The sequence below is a fragment of the Micromonospora haikouensis genome (genome assembly GCF_900091595.1).
Classification (GTDB): Bacteria; Actinomycetota; Actinomycetes; order Mycobacteriales; family Micromonosporaceae; genus Micromonospora; species Micromonospora haikouensis.
The window spans coordinates 89,770-108,549 of the sequence record NZ_FMCW01000020.1 but is presented as its reverse complement, the minus strand read 5'-3'; the positions used below and the strand labels follow the sequence as shown (position 1 = coordinate 108,549).

The following is an 18,780-nucleotide window of genomic DNA, read 5'->3' as shown; positions in this document are numbered from 1 at the left end:
CATGGCGACGTGGACGAGGCAGTGGTGGTCGAGGAGCTGGTCAAGCGCTACCAGCCCAACATGCCGCCGGCGGTGGACGGGCTGAGCTTCTCCGTCGCCGCCGGTGAGGTCTTCGGTCTGCTCGGGCCGAACGGCGCGGGCAAGACCACGACGATCGGGGTGCTGACGACCCGGGTGCGGGCCACCTCGGGGCGGGCGGTCGTGTGCGGGGCGGACGTCGTCCGCTCGCCGGCCGCGGCCCGGCAACTGCTGGCGGTGGTGCCGCAGCGGGTCAACCTGGACCGGGCGCTGACCGTCCGGCAGAACCTGCTGTTCCACTCGGCGTACCACCGGGTGTCCCGGTCGGTGCGCACGAAGCGGGCCGACGAGCTGCTGGAGCAGATGGGCCTGAAGGACTTCGCGAACGCCCGCACGGACTTCCTCTCCGGCGGCCTGGCCCAGCGCACGATGATCGCGCGGGCGCTGATGCACGCGCCGAAGGTACTCTTCCTCGACGAGCCGTCCGGCGGCCTCGACCCGCAGTCGCGGCTGTTCGTGCACGACCGGATCGCCGAGCTGAAGCAGGCCGGCGTGACCGTCGTGGTGACCACCCACGACATGGACGAGGCGGAGAAGCTCTGCGACCGGGTCGGCATCGTCGACCACGGCAAGCTGCTCACCCTGGACACCCCGGCGGCGCTGACCCGCACCCTGCCGGGCAGCAGCACGCTGACCCTGGTGGTGGCCGCCGGTGCCCCCGCCGAGGACGTGCAGGCGGCGCTGGGCAACGTCGCCGACGTGGAGCGCGTCGAGCGGCTGCGGGCCGGCGGCCCGCCCGGCGGGATGCCGATGTTCCCCGGGATGCCGCCGATGCCGGTGCCGGACGCCCCCGCCGACCCGGACGCCACGTTGTCGTTCCGCCTCTACACCGGCACCGCGCCGGCCAACGCCGTGCCGATGGCGCTGAAGATCCTCACCGACCTGCGCTGCGAGGTCCGCGACCTCAGCATCGGCCAGCCGAGCCTCGAAGACGTCTTCATCCACCTGACCGGAAGGGAACTTCGGTGAGCGTCACCGCACCCGCCACCCCGTCGACCGCCGTGGCGCCGGCCGCGCCGGTGCGCGGGCTGGACCAGCTCGCCACCTTCCGGGCGGTGCTCTGGCGCGACATGTTCGTCACCAGCCGGGAGCTGGGCGCGTTCTTCGCCCAGGTGTTCCTCCAGCCGCTGTTCATGCTGCTGATCTTCGGCAAGGTCCTCACCAGCCTCGGCTACGCCAGCAACGACTTCGCCAACGTGCTGCTGCCCGGCGTCATCGCGCTCAACGCGTTCCTCATCGGCCTGGAGAACACCGCCCTGCCGATGGTGATGGACTTCTCCTTCACCCGCGAGATCGAGGACCGGCTGCTGTCGCCGATGGCGATCCCGCTGGTCGCGTTCGAGAAGATCGTCTTCGGGGCGATCCGGGGCGTCATCGCCGGCGTGGTGCTGATCCCCATCGGCATGCTGATGCTCGGCGTCACGTGGCCGCTGTCGACGCTGCTGCCGGTGCTCGGGGTGCTCACCGCCGGGGCGATGGTGGGCGCGGCCATGGGCCTGACCTTCGGCACGCTCGTCCCGCCGCACCGCATCCAGATCATGTTCACCGTGACGATGACCCCGCTGATGTTCACCGGCGCCACCCAGTTCCCGCTGCGCGCCCTGGACCAGCTGCCCTGGTTCCAGGTGATCTGCGCCCTCAACCCGCTCACCTACGTCAGCGAGGCCACCCGGTCGCTGGTCGCCCCGCCCGGGGTGCAGTCGGTGCCGCTGTGGCTGGACCTGATCGTGCTGGCCGGGGTGTTTGTGCTGTTCAGCGCCATCGGCATCCGCGGCTTCATGCGCCGGGCGATGGACTGAGGCGGCCGGCGCGATGACGACTCAGGCGGCCGGCGCGACGACGGCCGACGAGAGCCCGCTGCTGATCGTCACCTCGGGCAGCTCCGGGCTGTTCAACCCGCTGCTCACCCTGGCCGGCGAGCTGAGGCGCCGGGGGACGCGCCGGGTGTTCTTCGCCTGCACCGACGAGCGGCGGGCCGACGTCGAGGGCCTGCCCGGCGGCGGGGAGCTGACCTTCCTGTCGCTCGGGCCGGCCCGCCTGGCGGTGCGCCCCGAGCACTGGGACGACGAGACCCACCGGCGGATGTCCGCCGGCAGCCGGGTCGAGAACTTCGCGACGTACGTCGACACCTCCGTCGACTACGACTACCTGCACGAGCTGTACGAGCGCTGCCTGGCCCTGGTCGACGAGGTGGCCCCGGCGCTGGCCGTGGTCGACTCGTTCGCCTCGTTCGGGATGGACGCGATGACGGTCCGGGGCGTGCCGTTCGTGATCAGCGTGTCGGTGCCGCCGTCGAACTTCCTCCAGGACAGCCTGCCGCCGACGTACCCGATGCCGCTGTCGGGGCTGCCGCTGCACATGAGCCCGAGCCAGCAGGCCGCCAACGGCCGCCACCGCGAGGCGCTGCTGAAGACCCTGATGGAGCCGCAGCGGCTGGCCCGCAACACCGCCGCCGCCCAGCGCCGCAGGGCGGCCGGGATCCCCAACGTGGAGCTGCGGCCCTCGCTGTACGCGCAGGCGGCGCGGGCGCTGCTGGCGTACACGGTCTTCGGGTTGGAATATCCCTTCGCCACCGCGCCGGCGACGCTGCGCACGGTCGGCTCGATGGTGCCCACCGAGATCGTGCCGAGCCCCGACGGCGCGGAGCTGCGCGCCTGGCTCGACGCCCACGAGTCGGTGGTCTACGTCGGGTTCGGCACCATCATGCGCCCGAGCGCCGCCCAGGTGGCCGCGCTCGTCGACGTCGCCGCCCGGCTCGGCCCCGACCACCACGTGCTGTGGAAGCTCCCCGCCGACCGGCAGCGGCACCTGCCGCCGGCCGGCGAGCTGCCGGCGAACCTGCGCGTCGAGTCGTGGCTGCCGTCGCAGGTGGAGGTGCTGGCCCACCCGCACGTGCGGGTCTTCTTCAACCACGCCGCCGCCAACGCGATCCACGAGGCGGCCTGGTTCGGCGTGCCGCAACTCGTGCTGCCGTTCTGGTTCGACTGCCACGACGGCGCGGTCCGGGTCGTCGACGCGGGCGTCGCCCTGGCCGTCGAGCACGACGACGCCCTCGACGTCGACGACATCGTGGCGAAGCTGCGCCGGCTGCTGACCGAGCGGACCTTCCGGGACCGGGCGGCGCTGTGGAGCCGGCGGCTGCGCCAGGCCGGCGGGGTCACCGCCGCCGCCGACCTGGTGCTGGGCCACCGCGACGAGGCGGTGGCGGCCCGTCGCGCCGTCGCGCCCGTCGCCGGCTGAGCCCCTTCCTCCCGTACGCGAAAAGGGGCGGCGCGGTGGTCACCCACCGCGCCGCCCCTGCGTCGTCGGTCAGGACGCCGCGCCCTGCGGCTCCTCGGCCAGCGGCTCCGCGTAGGCGACGAGCCGGGCCGGCAGGTCGGTGCGCCGCTTGACGTCCAGCTTCCGGTAGACCCGGGTGAGGTGCTGCTCCACGGTGCTGACGGTGATGAATAGCTTGCTGGAGATCTGCCGGTTGGTGTGCCCCTGGGCGGCCAGCGCGGCGACTCGGCGCTCGGCCTCGCTGAGCCCGTCGTCCGGCTCGTGCGCCTCGGCCCCGGCCGGGTACGCCGGCAGCCCGCCGCCCGCGTCGCGCCGGATCAGCCGCTGGGCCAGCACCGACGCCCCGCAGTCCTGGGCCAGCTGGTAGGCCCGGCGCACCAGCAACCGGGCGCGCGCCGAGTCGCCGGCCCGCTGCAGGCTCTGGCCGGTGTCGCCGAGGGCCCGCACCAGCTCCAGCCGGTCGCCGCAGCCCTGGAGCAGGTTGACCGCCTCGCCGAGCAGCTTGCGCCGGTGGTCCGGGGCGGCGGTGGTGGCGAGCAGCCGCAGCGAACGCCCCCGGGTCCGGTCGTCGACCCCGTGCGCGACGCGCAGCTGCTCCTGCAGGAGCTGGGTGGCGTGGGTCTTGTTGCCGACGCTGAGCTGCACCCGGGCCAGCTCCAGCCGCCACGGCACCAGCCCGGCCACGTCGATGCCCCAGCCGCGCATCAGCTCCCCGCAGCGGCGCAGGTCGGCGGTCGCCGCGTGCGGCCGGCCCATGGCCAGGTGGTGCCGGCCCCGGGCGGCCAGGTAGTGCACGCCCAGCGGGGTGCGGAACATGCCGGCCGGGACGGGATGGGCCAGCCACCGGTCGGCCTCGGCGAACCGGCCCGCCTCGGTCGCGCAGGCGATCAGCGTGGCCAGCGGCCCGGCGATGGCCACCCCCCACGCCGGGGCGGGGATGTCCTCCAGCGCCGCGCGGGCGTGGTGCTCCGCGCCCGGCAGGTCGCCCAGCCGCAGCGCGGCCTCGGCGCGGACCGCCCGCACGACGGCCCGCCACACCGGGGCGTGCCGGACCGCCGGCCGGTTGAGCAGGATCTCGGCCCAGGCCACGACCCGGTCGCAGCGGCCCGACCAGAGCAGCGCGAGCAGCGGGGCGGTGAGCAGCCCCAACGCCCCGTCGTCGGTGTGGTGCCGTTGCAGCAGCTGCTCGGCGGTGGCCACGGTGTCGTTGTCGGCGTTCGGCAGCAGCGCCGTGCCGAGCACCGTGACCGCCTGCAACTGGGGGCTGATCGACGTCGGCGCGGTCGCCGCCCGGCTCCACGTGCTGGGCGTCTCCCGCACGGAGGCCAGCTGGTCGGGGTGCGAGAGGGAGACCAGCAGCTGCATGGCCCGCAGCCGGCCGGCGTGGCCGGCGGCGGAGCCGGGGTCGTCGTCTCCGGAGAAGCCGCTGACGGCCTCGGTGGCCTCCTCCGCCCGCCCCTGCCAGAGCAGGAACGGCACGGTGGACAGGGCGGCCCCGGTGGACCAGCCGGTGGCCCGCGCGGTCTCCACCAGCTCGGTCAGGTGCCCGTTGACGGCGAGCGGGTTGACCTGCCAGCGGGCGTTGACCAGCATCGCGGTGGCGGCGGTGCGCTGGCGCTCGTCGACGTCGGCGCGGGCGACCAGGCGCAGGCACGCCGCCGCCACGTCGGGCCGGCCCGACGCCAGGGCCTGCGCGGCGGCGTCGGAGAGTACGGGCACCACCCAGGGGGCGTCCGCCCACGCGGCGGCGACCAGGTGCTCGGCCACCGCGCCCGGCTCCGCGCCGTGTTCGTGCAGCACCTCGGCGACCCGCTGGTGCAGGCCGCGGCGCTCCTCGGGGGACATGTCGGTCAGGATGGACCGCAGGATGCGGGGGTGGCGCAGCTGGTCGGAGTCCATCAGCCCGGAGGTGCGCAGCACCCGCACCGCCGGGGCGGCCGACTCGGGCACCACGTCGAGGACGTGGCCGAGCAGCTCGGCCGGGACGGGGCGGTTCAGCACGGCGAGGGCCTGCGCGACGCGCCGTACCCCGGGCTCGTGCCGGTAGAGGCAGCCGAGGACGGCCTGGTCGAACGGGTCGCCGCCGGTCGGGTCGGCCCCCCGCTCGTCGGCCGCCCCGCCGGGGGCCCGCTCGTCGATGAGGGCGCGGGTGAGCAGCGGGTTGCCGCCGGTCATGCTGAGGCAGCGTTCGGCCGTCTCCCGGGCGGCGGCGGCCCCGCCGTCGGCGTCGACCAGCCGGGCGATCCCGTCGACGGTCAACGGCGGCAGGTTGATCCGCGAGAAGTACGGCTGGCTGAGCAGCTCGGCGCGGAACAGCGGGTGGGGCGGGCGCAGCGTCGACGCCTCGGCGAGCACCACCATGATCCGGGCGTGCCGCAGCCGCCGGGTGACGTAGAGCAGGCAGTGCAGCGACGCCGGGTCGGCGTGGTGCACGTCGTCGACGGCGAGGACCAGCGGCCCGGCGTCGGCGAGGTCGAGCAGGGCCGTGAACAGGCCGTGCAGCAGGGGCGCCCAGACCCGGTCGCCGGCGGCCGTCCCGTCGGCCGCGTCCCCACCGGGCTCCGGCAGGGGCACGGCGAAGGCGGCGTCCCGCATCAGGTTCTCGATCCGGGTCGCCGCCTGCTGCTCCAGCCTTGCACTGTGGAACAGCTGCCCCAGGACTCCGAGGTGGAGCCCGCGTTCCGCCCGCGACCCGGCCGCGCCGAGCACCCGCCCCCCGGCGGCTGCGGCCCACTCGCTGAACGTCTCCAACAGACTCGTCTTGCCGCTGCCCACCGCGCCCGTCACGAGCGCGACGTGTCCGCGTTGGTGCTCCGCGCAGGCGTCGAACGCCCCCCGGAGCCGGTCCAGTTGTTCCTCCCGCTGCACCAGCACCACTCGTGTCAGCCCTTCTCGTACGCGGTGCCGGGCCGGGAACACCGGCGCTGACCGACACCGCCCCCCCAAGCCGGACAGCCGCCCCTCCACCACACCCACCCGTCGCACCGGGTAGGGGTGGAGCGCACCGGGCCGCCATGCCGGGTGGACCTGAACTGTCCCCTGACCGGACCGCGCTCCCCAGCGAGCGATCCGGATGTCCAGGCGAGTTTGGCACCGGGTCGGGTGTGCGACAACGGGCGCGAGACCCCATCGTTTCGCGCGCAAACCTGCGGATCCGGGTGGCCGTTAGGGGTTGCCAGCGACGCCGTAAGGGGGGTCGGCGACGGCCGGGCGGCGGCACGTGTCGACGGGACGTACGGCGGGTGTCGACGCAGCGGGGTGATGGTGTCACACGCTCGGATCCCGGCGCACCTCCACCAGAGCACGACGGCGGAACGTCCGGCGGTCGGACGTCGGCGTTCGGGTGTCCCGGGTGGTCGGTGGGACGGTCAATGCGGCGGGGGTCAGCGCCGGGCGTCGTCGTCGCGGCCGGGGGGCGTGCGGGGCGCGCCCAGGCGTTCAGCCGGCAGCGCGCCGGGCCGGTCCAACCGCAGCCGCACGGCCAACTGCCGGCGCGAGTCGACGTCGAGCTTGCGGTAGATGCGCGTCAGCCGCTGCTCGATCGCGCTGACCGTCAGGAACAGCTTCTCGGCGATCTCCCGGTTGGTGTGGCCCTGCGCGGCCAGGGTGGCCACCCGCGACTCGGTGTCGCTGAGCCCCTCCACCAGCACCGTCACGTCGGGGTCGGCGCTGACCGGTCCGCCCCGGGCGGTGCCGGCGGCCGGCCGCAGCAGCGGCAGGCCGCACTCCTGGGCCAGCGTCCGGGCGGCCCGCGCCGCCTTGCGGGCCTGCCGCAGGTCGCCCGCCTGCTGATAGGCGTGGCCCAGGTCGGTGAGGCTGTGCGCGAGCTCCATCCGGTCGCCGCACTGGCGCAGCAGCCGCACGGAGCCGCGCAGGTGCGGGATCGGGTCCGGCCCGTCCTGCGCCGCCGCCAGCACCCGCAGCGCGGCGGCCCGGTACCGCACGTGGCCGGGCCGCAGCCGGCCCAGCTCCTCCCGGACCAGCTTCTCGGCCTGCTGCCGACGGCCGATCTGCAGCAGGGCCCGGGCCGACTCGGTGCGCCACGGGATGAGCGCCGGCAGGTCCAGCCGCCAGGCCGTCATCAGCTGCCCGCAGAGCTGGAAGTCGGCCAGGGCGCTCTCCGGGCTGCCGGCGGCCAGTGCGTGCAGCCCCCGGGCGTGCAGGTAGTGCAGCCCGAACGGGGTCTCGAAGAGCACCTGGGGCACGGGAACCTGGAGGCAGGCCGCCGCCGCGTCGAGTTCGCCCAGGAACGTCAGGGCCCGCAGCCGGATGGCCAGCGGTATGCCGATCACCACGCCCCAGCCCTTCGGGGAGAGCTGGGTCAGCGCGGTGTCGGCCAGCTTCTGCGCCCGGGGCAGGTCGCCGCGCCGGCCGGCGATCGCGGCGTCGAGGGCGGTCAGCATCGCCGCCGGGGTGGGATGCCGGCTGACGGTGGCGCTGCGGCCCAGCCGGCCGCACCAGTCGCCGGCGAGGTCCAGCCGGTCGGCGTAGATCATGGTGATCAGGGCGCAGATGGCGGTCCACATGTCCCGCTCGTCGTCCAGCCCGATGGTGGACAGCACCCGGTCGGCCTCCTCGACGGCACCGCCGTCGCCCCGCTCCAGCACGGAGGCCAGCATGGTCACGCCCTGGAGCCGCTGCTTCACCTTCGCGACGGTCAGCGGGTCCCGCCGGGCCGCGGCGGGGGCCGTGTGGTCGATCGTCACCCCGGGATAGAGGGTGGCCATCCAGCCCTTGGTGACCAGCAGTTCGGCGGCGGAGCGCGGGTCGCTGCTGTCGGCGCGCTCGCCCAGGTGCTGGACCAGCTCGACGGCCTTGTCGATCTGGCCGTGCCAGAGCAGGTACTGGATCGGCCCGGCGGCCTGCGTGCTGCCCAGGTGCCCGGCCCGGACGGCGCTGGCCACCCCCTGGAGGTGGGGCATCGCGGCCTGCGGGTCGAGGCGCCACTCGGCGCGGGCGAGGGCGGAGCGGGCGCGCGCCCGCAGGCACTCGTCGGCGCAGTCCCGGTTGGCGCGGCGCAGGAACCGCAGGGCCGCGTCCACCTCGCCGTCCAGCAGCGCCTGCTCACCGGCGTCGAGCAGGGTCCGGGCCATCCACGGCTCGGCCAGCTCGTCGGTGCGCAGCAGGTGCCCGGCGACCAGGACCGGCGACGCGCCGTCCTCGTGCAGCAGGCAGGCGGCGAGCCGGTGCAGCCGGGCGCGTTCCTCGGCGGTGGTCCCGTCGAGCACGGCCCGGCCGACGGCGGCGTGCCGCAGCCCGCCCTCGATGATCAGGCCGGCGCTGGTGGAGGCGTCGATCGCGAGCAGGGCGGACTCCGCGCGTACGTCGACGAGCTGCGGCAGCAGGGCGCCGTGCAGCGGTTCGCCGGTCACCGCGAGCGCCCGGGCGGCCTTGAGCACCAGGTGCTCGCACCGGTAGAGGCAGCTCAGCACGGCCTCCCGGAACGCCTCGCCCGCCTCCGGGCGGGCCGCGCCGCGCGGCGCGGCGGTCAGGTGGTCGTCGGCGAGCGCCTGCACCAGCAGGGGGTTTCCGCCGCTGATCCGGTGCACCTCCTCGGCGACGCTCCGCGCCGTCGGCACGCCGAGCCGGTCGGCCAGGGCCTGGTAGGTCCCGTCCGGGGTGAGCAGGGGGATCCGGATCCGGTGCAGCCGGGCGGGTTGCAGCAGCTCGGCGTAGACCTCGGGGTGCCACGGCCGGGTGCGGGGCGCCTCGGTCAGCACGATCAGCACGGGCAGGCCGGGGATGCGCCGGGCCACGTAGTCCAGGCAGCGCAGCGACGGCACGTCGGCGTGGTGGACGTCGTCGACCCCGATCACCAGGGGACCCCGGGCGGCCAGCTCCAGCAGGGCGCCGCCGATCGCCGCGATGGTCCGGGCCGCCCCCTCCTGGTCGTCGTCGAGGTCGGGCCAGGTGAGGGCGCCCTGGTCGAGCAGCCGTTCGAGGCGGGCGCGGGCGTCGTCCGGCGGAGCCGCCCGGACGAGTTGGCGGACGACCTCCAGCGGGACGGCGCGTTCGGCCCGGGAGGCGCTCGACCCGAGGAAGCGGGCGTCGGCGTCGGCGGCCCGCCGGGCGAAGGCCTGCAACAGGGTGGTCTTGCCGGAGCCGACGGGGCCGGTCAGCGCGATCACCGGTCGGGCGTCGGCGGGCGGACCGGCGGGGCTGCCCAGGTCGCCGAGCCGGCGGGCCAGGAGGTCGAGCTGGTGGGACCGTTCGCTCAGCTCCATGGGCGTAGCCTCGGAAGGCGCGCGGGGTCAGCCGTCACGGGGCCCGCCACCTTCCCTGGTCTGCCATCGAGCCTGACGAAATCGGAGACCGGCAATTTTCGACCCATTCCCGTATTGGCGAATATAGACGGCCGTCACGCGTTCGCGGCGGGCCATCGATTAGCTTGACTGGCTGATGTTCCCGGACCAGGGTTCTACCAGCACCTTCGACAATTCTAGGGCCCGTCCGGACGCATCCCCCCGCTATCGACCGCCGTGCATGCTGGGAGTATGGCAGTCCGGCAATTGGGCGGCAAGCCGAAGGTTGTAAAGGATAGGCAAACATCGGTTTGGTGCCTTCGGGCGGCGCCGGGCGCGTCGGCGGAGCTGACAGCGGACCGTCGCCGGGTGAATTCACAAAGTGATACGTGAGCGTTTCTCCGGTCGGTTGATGCCGTTTTCGTGGCTTGCCGACAATTGGGTGGAAAGGGCTGTGCGGCCCCGTTGACCCCGAGGGAGCGCTCCCCGCGACGCGGTGCGGAGAGCCGCCGGTCCCGCCGGTGCCGGCCCGCGCCCGGCCTCCGGCGACGGTGGCGCTGCGTGGCATCCGCGCGCTCGGCGCCGCGTCGGCGTCCGGCGGGTCTGCCGCCCCGGCGGCCGGGCCCGTCGCGGCGCGACCCTGGCCGGAGCGGGCCGTTCGTCCTGGGAGCGGGGTGGTGGGTGGGGGTGCTGGCGGCGGGGCGGCCATGTCCGGCGGTGCGGAGCCGGGGCGTTCGACCCCGTCCCGAGGGGCGGGACGATGTCGCTGCGTGACGGGCCGGCGGTGCCGGCGGGCGGCGGCCGGCCCGGCGGGCGGACGTGCGCGAGCGGCGGGGATCGATGCCTGCGGCATTTCGGCCGGGCGGGCTGCCCGCCGGGGTGGGCTCGGTCGGCGGTGGCTGGCGGGAGCGCGGGAAGGTCGCGTCCCCTTCATGGCATCGACGCCCGCTTGCCCGATTAGGGCCGCTTCAAAAACAAAAGGCGTCTTTGCCGTTAAATGCGGGTTATACGCGATTGGTTGGCGACGGAGTGCGGCCCCCGCAGTGGCTGAAGTCAATCGAGGACAAATCAGAACGCGTGGTCGGGATCAATGTATCGGAATTCCGTTTCGGGCGGGTTGCGCAATCCGTGCGGCCCGCGCCGCGATTCCAATTCCGCCCCGGTCGCGGAGTGCCGACGACGGGCCGCCGGTTCGCGGAACAGCATCGCCCCGCCCAAGGCGACCAGCCCCCGCCCCGGCGGGGGTCCTGCCTGGCCCGCCCGCCCGCCGGTGGCGGCGCGACCCCGCGTCGCGGCGGGCCTCGCGCGCCACGGCTAGGGGTTGTGCCCGGCGATAGCGCCGCCTAATTTCGGGGCACCCGCAGCACGCGGGGATGGCCGGATATGGGGCTACCGCACCCATGACGCGAAGGGTTCTGTGGCCGCGATGTCCCTGCCCCTGCCGAGCCTCGTCGGCGCCCTCGACAGAGGTTAGGGCGGATGACACTGCTGCCGGCGTTACGCGCCTCCGGCGCGGACCGCCCCGACGCCGTCCGGGTGGCCGGGCGGACGCTCTCCAGCGAAGCCCTGCTCGGCTGCGTGAACGCGGTCGCCGACCGGATCCGGGGCGCCGCCGCGGTCGCCGTCGACGCCACCCCCAGCCTGGAGACCGTCGTCGCCATGGTCGGGGCCGTCCAGGCCGGCGTGCCGCTGGTGCCCCTGCCGCCCCGGGCCGACGCGCGGGAGCGCGGCCGCATCCTGCGGGAGTCCGGCGCGACCGTGCTCCTCGGCCGCGACCCCTCCGACGCCCCCGACCGGGCCGTCGCCGCCGGGCTGGCCACCGTCCCCGTCGACCTGAGCCGACGCTCCTCGGCCCACCAACCCGAGCCGCACCCCGACGCCGACGCGGTGATCCTCTACACCGGCGGCGCGAGCGGGCCACCGAGGGGCGTCCGCGTCTCCCGCCGGGCCATCGCCGCCGACCTGGACCTGCTGGCCGACGCGTGGCGGTGGAACGGCGAGGACGTCCTCGTCCAGGGCGCCCCGCTGTTCCGGGCGTACGGCCTGGTGGTGGGCCTGCTCGGCGCGCTGCGCACGGGCAGCCGCTTCGTCCACCTCGACCGGGACGCGGCCGCCGGTCCGGTCGGCACCATGTACCTGGCCGTCCCCGGCCAGTGGGCGCGCATCTCGCGGGACCACCCCTGGGCCCGGTCGCTGTCCGGGGCCCGGATCCTGGTCTCCGCCGACGCCCCGCTGGCCCCCGCCGTGACCGAACGGCTCCGCCTGCTCACCTCGCACTCCCTCATCCAGGGTTACGGCACCACCGAGACCCTGATCGCGGTGACCGGGCGGGTCGACGCGCCCTGCGCCGCCGGCACCGCCGGGACGCCCCTGCCCGGCGTGCAGACCCGGATCCTCGACCGCGACGACCGGCCGGTGCCGGCCGACGGCGAGTCCGTCGGGGAGCTGAGCATCCGGGGCCCCACGCTGTCCAGCGGCTACGTCGACGGGCGCGGGCGGTGCGCCGATGCCGCCGGCTGGCACGCCACCGGCGACCTCGCCACCGTGGCGGCCGACGGCTCGCACCGGATCATCGGGCGGCGACGGACCGACGTGGTGCACGGCCGCACCCGCCGGGTCCACGCCGGGCAGGTCGAGGAGGTGCTCCTCAGCTATCCCGGGGTCCGCGACGCCGCCGTGGTCGGCACCCCGCACGCCGGGCAGGGCGAGCAGGTCACCGCGTACGTCGTCGCCGCCGAGGGGCTCACCGCCCAGGTGCTCATCGACCACGTGGGCCGCCACCTGTCGGCCGGCCAGCGGCCCCGCCGGGTGCACTTCGTCGACGAACTGCCCCGCAGCGCGCAGGGCCGGATCAGGAAGTCGCTGCTCATCGCGGCCGGCTGACCGCGAACCGGTCGACCGGGTCGGCGTCGCCGAGCAGCACCCGCCGCACCGGCCGACCGTGCCGAACCCGCCGCGCGACGGGGCCGCACCGGCCGCTCGACCCCACGCGCAGCGGGGGAGGCGGCAGCCTCAGCCCTCCACCCAGCCGTGCCGCCGCGCCAGCGCCAGCATCCGGGCGCGCACCGCCACGATCTGCGCCCCGGTCAGGTCCGGCACGGAGATCAGCAGCGCCTCGGTGGTCTCGGTGACGAAGGACCGCTCGGACAGCACGTCACAGAGCCCCTCCTCGTCCTCGAGCCCGCCCTGGCCCGACTCGTGGCCGCGCCCCGTCGACGGTGCGACCGTCCGGACCGGGGCGGTGCGCTCGCCCGCCACGGCGGGCCCGAGCACGCGTACGGTCAGCGCCTTCGGGCCGCGCTCGTTCTCCACCGCCTCGTACTCCACCGGGACGCCCGGACCCAGCGCCCACTTGTCGCCGTCGACCGTGTTGGCGTGCACGAACACGTCGTCCCCGCCGCCGTCCGGAGCGATGAAGCCGTAACCCCGCACCTCGTCGAACCGGACCACCCTGCCAGTCAGCATCGCCACCCGCATTCCTCAGACCAAGACCACTACACACCCCCGACCGACCAGGCCGGGGCACCCCTCAGGGTGACATCCGCCCCCGCCGCCCTCCACCCGTACCCACCCCTATCGGCGCGTCGCGCCCGATCGAGGGACGGCGCGGGTCGCCGGGGCGGCCTAGCATCGGCGGCTGTGATCGAGCAGATCCTCCCTGCGGCCGCGGTGGTGGCCGAAGCGTTCACCGACCCCGCCGGCCTGACCCTGTTCCCCGAGGAGGAACGGCTCGTCGCCAACGCCGTCGACAAACGCCGCCGGGAGTTCACCACCGTGCGGCACTGCGCCCGCCGCGCGCTCCGCGAGCTGGGCATCGCCGAGACGCCGATCGTTTCTGGCGCGCGCGGCGCCCCCGTCTGGCCCGCCGGGGTGGTCGGCAGCATGACGCACTGCGAGGGCTACCGGGCGGCCGCCCTCGGCCGCGCCACCGCGCTGGCCACCCTCGGCGTCGACGCCGAGCCGCACGCGCCGCTGCCCGAGGGGGTGCTCGACGCGATCGCGCTGCCGGCCGAGCGGACCCGCACCGCCGCGCTGGCCGCCGCCCACCCCACGGTCTGCTGGGACCGCCTGCTGTTCAGCGCCAAGGAGTCGGTCTACAAGGCGTGGTTCCCGCTGACCGGCCGGTGGCTGGACTTCGCCGAGGCGGACATCGTCGTCGACGCCGGCGGGACGTTCGTCGCGCACCTGCTGGTGCCCGGCCCGGTCCTCGGCGGCGCCCCGGTGACCGCCTTCCGCGGCCGGTTCCTGGTCGAGCGGGGCCTGGTGCTCACCGCCATCGGCATCCCGGCGGTCACCGGCTGACCGGGGCGGCCCGGCGTCCACCCCCGGCGCGGCCCGGCGTCCACGCTCGGCTCGGCCCCGGCTCAGTCCGCCGCCAGCCTGGTCTTCTGGACCTTGCCGAGGGCGTTGCGGGGCAGCGCCTCGACCAGCCGCACCTCGCGGGGCCGCTTGTGCGCCGACAGTTGGCGGGCCACGAAGTCGATCAGCTCCGGGCCGTCCACCCCGTCGCCCACCACGTACGCGGTGACCTGCTGGCCGAGGTCCGGGTGCGGGGTGCCGACCACGGCGGCCTCCCGGACCCCCGGGTGGGCCAGCAGGGCGTCCTCCACCTCGCCGGCCCCGATCCGGTACCCGCCGCTCTTGATCAGATCCGTGGCGGCGCGGCCGACGATCCGGTGCCACCCGTCCGGGCCGATCGTGGCGACGTCGCCGGTGCGGAACCAGCCGTCCGGGGTGCGGGTGGCCGCGTCGGCGTCCGGCCGGCCGAGGTAGCCGTCGAAGAGGGTCGGGCCGGCGACCTGGAGCTCGCCCATCGCCTCCCCGTCGGCGGGCAGCGCCGCGCCGTGCTCGTCGACCAGCCGGGTCCGCACCCCGGGCAGCGGGACGCCGACCGTCCCCGGCCGGCGCGGCCCGTCCGCCCGCGCGCTCACCGTGATCAGGGTCTCCGTCATCCCGTACCGCTCGACGACCTCGTGGCCGGTGAGGGCGGCCAGGTCCGCGAAGACCGCCGCCGGCAGGGCCGCGCTGCCCGAGACGAGCAGCCGCGCCGGGCGCAGCGCCCGCGCCGACTCCGGGTCCGCCGCGATCCGGGACCACACCGTGGGTACGCCGAAGTAGACCGTGCCGCCGGCCGCCGCGTACCGCTCGGGGCGCGGCCGGCCCACGTGGTGCAGCCGGCTGCCCAGCCGCAGCGGCCCCAGCACCCCCAGCACGAGGCCGTGCACGTGGAACAGCGGCAGCCCGTGCACCAGCAGGTCCTCGGGCGTCCACGCCCAGGCGTCGGCGAGCCCGTCGAGGCAGGCGGCGACCGCCCCCCGGCCGATCACCGCGCCCTTCGGCGCCCCGGTCGTGCCGCTGGTGTAGAGGATCAGCGCGGTGGCGGCCGGGTCCGGCTCGGGGTGGACGGTGTCCGACCGCCGCGCCAGGTCGACCGGGATCACCGGCGGGCCCCCGTCGCCGGCCGGAGCGGTGCCGCCCGCCGGGGCCAGCAGCGCCGTCGCGCCGGAGTCGCGCAGGATGTGCTCCCGCTCCATCGGCCCCGCGTCCGGCGGCACCGGCACGACCGCCGCGCCGGCCAGCAGCGCCCCGACCACCCCGACCACCGTCTCCAGGGTGGGCGTCGCCTCGACGGCGACCCGGTCCACGCCGCCCAGGTCGTCGGCGACCGCCGTGGCGAGCCGGCGCAGCTCCACCCAGGACACGGCCCGGTCGTCGACCCGGACCGCGTCCGGTCGGTCGTCGGCGGACTCGGACAGCCAGCTCAGCAGCGGCATGTGGACGCACCTCTCCACCGGTAGGGTTCGCGGGGACGCCGGCCGGCCGGGTCGTCGCGGTCGACCCGGCCCGGCGGGTCCCGGCGACCCGACGCTAGTCGGGGTGCCCGGAGCGGGCCACCCCTACGGGCCGGCGTCGGCGTGTCGTGCGCGTGGGCGGGGAGGTGACGCCGGTGGCCGGTGTGGCGGTGCGCCGGTCCGGGGTGCCCGGGGGAGTCCGGGCGGTCGTCCTGGACCTCGACGGTGTGCTGGTCGACAGCCTCGCCGTGGCCCGCGAGGCGTTCGCCCTCGCGTACGCCGAGGTGGTCGGCGGCGGCGTCGCACCCGTCGACGAATACTGCCGCCACCCGGGCCGCTACCTGCCCGACGTGCTGCGGCTGATGGGCCTCCCGGCGGCCATGGCCGACCCCTTCGTGCGGGAGAGCAACCGGCTGGCCCACCTGGTCACGCCGGTGCCCGGGGCGGCCGACCTGCTCGGCGTGCTGCGCGGGCGGGGGATCGGGCTGGCCGTGGCGACCGGCCGCAGCGGGGTGCGCGCCCGCGACCTGCTGGGCCGGCTGGACCTGCTGCGCCTGGTCGACCACGTGGTGGGCTCCGACGAGGTGGCCCGCCCGAAGCCGGCCCCGGACATCGTGCGCCGGGCGCTGGAGCTGCTCGACGTCGCGCCCGCCGACGCGCTGATGGTCGGCGACGCGCCCAGCGACCTGGCCAGCGCCCGTGCCGCCGGGGTCCTCGCGGTCGCGGCGCTGTGGGGGGAGTCCGACCCGGCGACCCTGCTCGCCGCCGGCCCGGACGTCGTCCTGACCGGGCTGGGGGAGCTGCTGCCGCTCTGCGACCCGTGCCCCGCCCCCGGCGCCACGCCGCCCGGCGACCGGCCCGTGGCCGGCGGCGACGGGCCGGCGGCCCCCGGCCGGGGACCGGCCGGGGTGGACGGACACGCCGGGTGACCGCCCCGTACCCCTGCCGGCCGGTCCCGATCCCGGTCGGCACCCCGGTTCGTCAGCCGATGAGTTGATTCGTGCCTCGGTTGGCCGGATGATATCCGGCGTCGACCGCCCGTGCGCCGGTCGTCGTCCGACCGTGGCCACGACGCACCCGCAGCACCACATACCCCAGCACCGCACTCCCATCCCCAGCACCGCGACACCACCCAGCACCCAGACGCCGCGATTCCCCCGAGGGCCCGCCCTCGCCGGCGGCAGTCCGCACCTGACGGAGGACCACGCCCATGCCGGTCATCGAGGTCGAGCACCTGCACAAGCGGTACGGCGACAAGATCGCCGTCGACGACGTCTCCTTCACCGTCGACCAGGGCGAGATCTTCGGCGTGCTCGGCCCCAACGGGGCGGGCAAGACCACCACCGTCGAGTGCGTGCAGGGGCTGCGCCGCGCCGACGGGGGCACCGTCCGCGTCCTCGGGCTCGACCCGGTCCGCGACCGCACCGAGGTGCGGCAGCGCGTCGGCGCCCAGTTGCAGGAGAGCCAGCTGCCCGACAAGCTGCGCGTGCGCGAGGCGCTGGACCTCTACCGGTCCTTCTACCGCAACCGGGCCGACATCGACGAGCTGCTCGACGACCTCGGCCTGGCCACGCAGCGCGACACCGCCTTCCACAAGCTGTCCGGCGGGCAGAAGCAGCGGCTCTCGGTGGCCCTCGCCCTGGTCGGCCGCCCCGAGATCGCGATCCTCGACGAGCTGACCACCGGGCTGGACCCGCAGGGCCGGCGGGACACCTGGGACCTGGTCGAGCGCATCCGCGACCGGGGGGTGACGGTCGTGCTGGTCACCCACTTCATGGAGGAGGCCGAGCGGCTCTGCGACCGGCTGGCCATCATCGACACCGGCCGGGTCGTGGCCATCGACACCCCGTCCGGCCTGCTCTCCCGGGTCGGCACCGAGCACCGGGTGCACTTCCGGCCGCTCGACCCGGTGGACGACGCGCTGCTCGCCGCGCTGCCCGAGGTGACCGGGGTGCGCCGCTCCGGCGACGAGGTCACCGTCACCGGCCCGGAACAGGTCCTGCAGACGGTGCTGTCGGCCCTGGCCGAGCAGAAGGTCCGCTACGCCGGCCTGCGCGTCGAGCAGCCCACCCTGGACGACGCCTTCGTCTCGCTGACCGGCCGCGCCGCCCGGGCCACCACCCCGCCGTCGACCGACGAGAGGTCCTCGTGAACGCCCTGTCCAAGCTGATCGCCGTCGAGGCGAAGCTGTTCCTGCGCGAGCCGGTGTCGCTGTTCTTCGTCTTCGCCCTGCCGCTCGGCCTCATGCTGGTCTTCGGGCTGCCGCAGCGCGGCGCCTCCGGCGCGGACGCCGGGCAGCACGGCGAGCTGACCTTCCTGCCGGCCCTCGCGCTGGCCCTCACCATCGGCATGCTCGCGCTGTTCACCCTGCCGATGGCGCTGGGCATCTACCGGGAGCGGCGGGTGCTGCGCCGCCTGGCCACCACCCCGGTCAACCCGGCCCTGCTGCTCGTGGCGCAGGTGGTGGTCAACCTGGTGATGGGCGTGGCCGGCGCGGTGGTCACCGCGATCGGCGTACGGTTCCTGCTGGACCAGCCGGCCCCGGCCAACGTGCCCGCCTTCGTGCTGGCGTTCCTGCTCGGCGTGGCCTGCCTCTTCGCCGTCGGCCTGCTCATCGCCGCGCTCGCCCCGTCGGCGCGGGCGGCCCAGTCCATCGGGCCGGCGCTGTTCTTCCCGCTGCTCTTCCTCGCCGGCGCCTGGCTGCCGCGCGACCAGATGCCGACCGTGCTGGCCCGCATCGGCGACTACTCGCCGCTCGGGGCCACCGTGGACACCCTCGCGGCGGCGTGGGCCGGCGACAGTCCGGCGTGGCCGCAGCTGCTCGCCCTGGCCGTCACCGCCGTCGCCGGCAGCGTCCTGGCCACCCGCTTCTTCCGCTGGGAGTGAAAGGAAGGGCCCCCTCTTAACGCCTCCGGTAGAGAAGGGTTCCCTTCTCACCGGCGGCCCACGCCGGCACCGGCGCGCTAGGGGGTCGCTAAGGGGTGCCCGCCGAGTGTGACCTGGATTACGTTCGTGGCGGAGCGACGAACGACGGAGGTCGTGCGATGACAGTTTCCGAATCCGCCCCCACCGCCCGGACGGCGAACCCCATCGTCAACGACGACGACCGGATCGCCTGGACGGTGCCGGCCATGACCATCAGCAGCGAGGCCGCCGGCATCATCGACGTCGTGCTGGAGGGCGGGCCCGCCAACCTGCCGACCGAGCTGCGCAGCCACCGGGTCTCCCCGGTGGAACACAAGATCAAGGTACGTCACTACGGGGGCTACGAGCACTTCGAGCGGGACTCCGGCGGCGGCGAGGCGCCGGTCGTCTTCCGCTGGACCGGCCGGACCCGGATCGCCGAGTAGGCCAGGCAGCGGCCCGGCGGTCGGCGCGGTCCGCCGGGG

At 75.5% G+C, this 18,780-nt stretch carries 13 protein-coding genes; 9 read left to right on the top strand and 4 right to left on the bottom strand.

Features of this window, described 5'->3' with window-relative positions:
- Positions 1 to 9 precede the first annotated feature (9 nt).
- The 3 genes from GA0070558_RS20870 to GA0070558_RS20860 are packed head-to-tail and all read left to right on the top strand — an operon-like array spanning position 10 to position 3,318.
- Positions 10 to 1,047: an ABC transporter ATP-binding protein gene (locus GA0070558_RS20870; protein WP_043962724.1), complete on the top strand. Its 1,038-nt coding sequence runs from the start codon at positions 10 to 12 to the stop codon at positions 1,045 to 1,047.
- Positions 1,044 to 1,877, top strand: a complete 834-nt coding sequence (locus tag GA0070558_RS20865; RefSeq protein WP_043962725.1) for an ABC transporter permease — start codon at positions 1,044 to 1,046, stop codon at positions 1,875 to 1,877. The genes GA0070558_RS20870 and GA0070558_RS20865 overlap by 4 nt, the downstream gene beginning before the upstream one ends.
- Before the next feature lie 13 nt (positions 1,878 to 1,890).
- On the top strand, positions 1,891 to 3,318 hold the full coding sequence (locus GA0070558_RS20860; RefSeq protein ID WP_091282869.1) for a glycosyltransferase: 1,428 nt from the start codon (positions 1,891 to 1,893) through the stop codon (positions 3,316 to 3,318).
- 69 nt (positions 3,319 to 3,387) lie between these two features.
- Here the strand turns inward: GA0070558_RS20860 and GA0070558_RS20855 are convergent, their stop codons facing one another.
- Positions 3,388 to 6,234 (bottom strand): helix-turn-helix transcriptional regulator, encoded by a 2,847-nt coding sequence (locus GA0070558_RS20855; RefSeq protein ID WP_256092049.1) that lies wholly within the window; start codon positions 6,232 to 6,234, stop codon positions 3,388 to 3,390.
- A gap of 506 nt (positions 6,235 to 6,740) precedes the next feature.
- Complete coding sequence (locus GA0070558_RS20850) at positions 6,741 to 9,581, bottom strand: AAA family ATPase (RefSeq protein WP_091282867.1); 2,841 nt, start codon at positions 9,579 to 9,581, stop codon at positions 6,741 to 6,743.
- Between the two features lie 1,497 nt (positions 9,582 to 11,078).
- Here GA0070558_RS20850 and GA0070558_RS20845 point away from each other — a divergent pair.
- The gene (locus GA0070558_RS20845) at positions 11,079 to 12,482 is read left to right on the top strand and encodes an AMP-binding protein (RefSeq protein WP_091282866.1); all 1,404 of its coding nucleotides are present in this window, start codon (positions 11,079 to 11,081) and stop codon (positions 12,480 to 12,482) included.
- Positions 12,483 to 12,611: 129 nt separating this feature from the next.
- On the opposite strand, the gene GA0070558_RS20840 is transcribed toward GA0070558_RS20845, so the two are convergent.
- Positions 12,612 to 13,064, bottom strand: coding sequence for a cold-shock protein (locus tag GA0070558_RS20840; RefSeq protein ID WP_043964304.1), 453 nt, complete (start codon positions 13,062 to 13,064; stop codon positions 12,612 to 12,614).
- 174 nt (positions 13,065 to 13,238) lie between these two features.
- Between GA0070558_RS20840 and GA0070558_RS20835 the strand changes: the two genes are divergently transcribed.
- Positions 13,239 to 13,901 (top strand): 4'-phosphopantetheinyl transferase family protein, encoded by a 663-nt coding sequence (locus GA0070558_RS20835; RefSeq protein ID WP_091282864.1) that lies wholly within the window; start codon positions 13,239 to 13,241, stop codon positions 13,899 to 13,901.
- 62 nt (positions 13,902 to 13,963) lie between these two features.
- Here the strand turns inward: GA0070558_RS20835 and GA0070558_RS20830 are convergent, their stop codons facing one another.
- The gene (locus GA0070558_RS20830; protein ID WP_077937036.1) at positions 13,964 to 15,373 is read right to left on the bottom strand and encodes an acyl-CoA synthetase; all 1,410 of its coding nucleotides are present in this window, start codon (positions 15,371 to 15,373) and stop codon (positions 13,964 to 13,966) included.
- A 173-nt stretch (positions 15,374 to 15,546) separates the two neighbouring features.
- Here GA0070558_RS20830 and GA0070558_RS20825 point away from each other — a divergent pair, with 173 nt between their 5' ends.
- From GA0070558_RS20825 to GA0070558_RS20810, 4 genes are all read left to right on the top strand, one after another.
- Positions 15,547 to 16,320, top strand: coding sequence for an HAD-IA family hydrolase (locus tag GA0070558_RS20825; protein WP_256092048.1), 774 nt, complete (start codon positions 15,547 to 15,549; stop codon positions 16,318 to 16,320).
- 281 nt (positions 16,321 to 16,601) lie between these two features.
- Positions 16,602 to 17,543, top strand: a complete 942-nt coding sequence (locus GA0070558_RS20820; protein WP_091282862.1) for an ABC transporter ATP-binding protein — start codon at positions 16,602 to 16,604, stop codon at positions 17,541 to 17,543.
- Positions 17,540 to 18,277, top strand: coding sequence for an ABC transporter permease (locus tag GA0070558_RS20815; RefSeq protein ID WP_077937038.1), 738 nt, complete (start codon positions 17,540 to 17,542; stop codon positions 18,275 to 18,277). The genes GA0070558_RS20820 and GA0070558_RS20815 overlap by 4 nt, the downstream gene beginning before the upstream one ends.
- Before the next feature lie 158 nt (positions 18,278 to 18,435).
- Complete coding sequence (locus GA0070558_RS20810; RefSeq protein WP_228986339.1) at positions 18,436 to 18,741, top strand: DUF5988 family protein; 306 nt, start codon at positions 18,436 to 18,438, stop codon at positions 18,739 to 18,741.
- Positions 18,742 to 18,780: the final 39 nt, after the last annotated feature.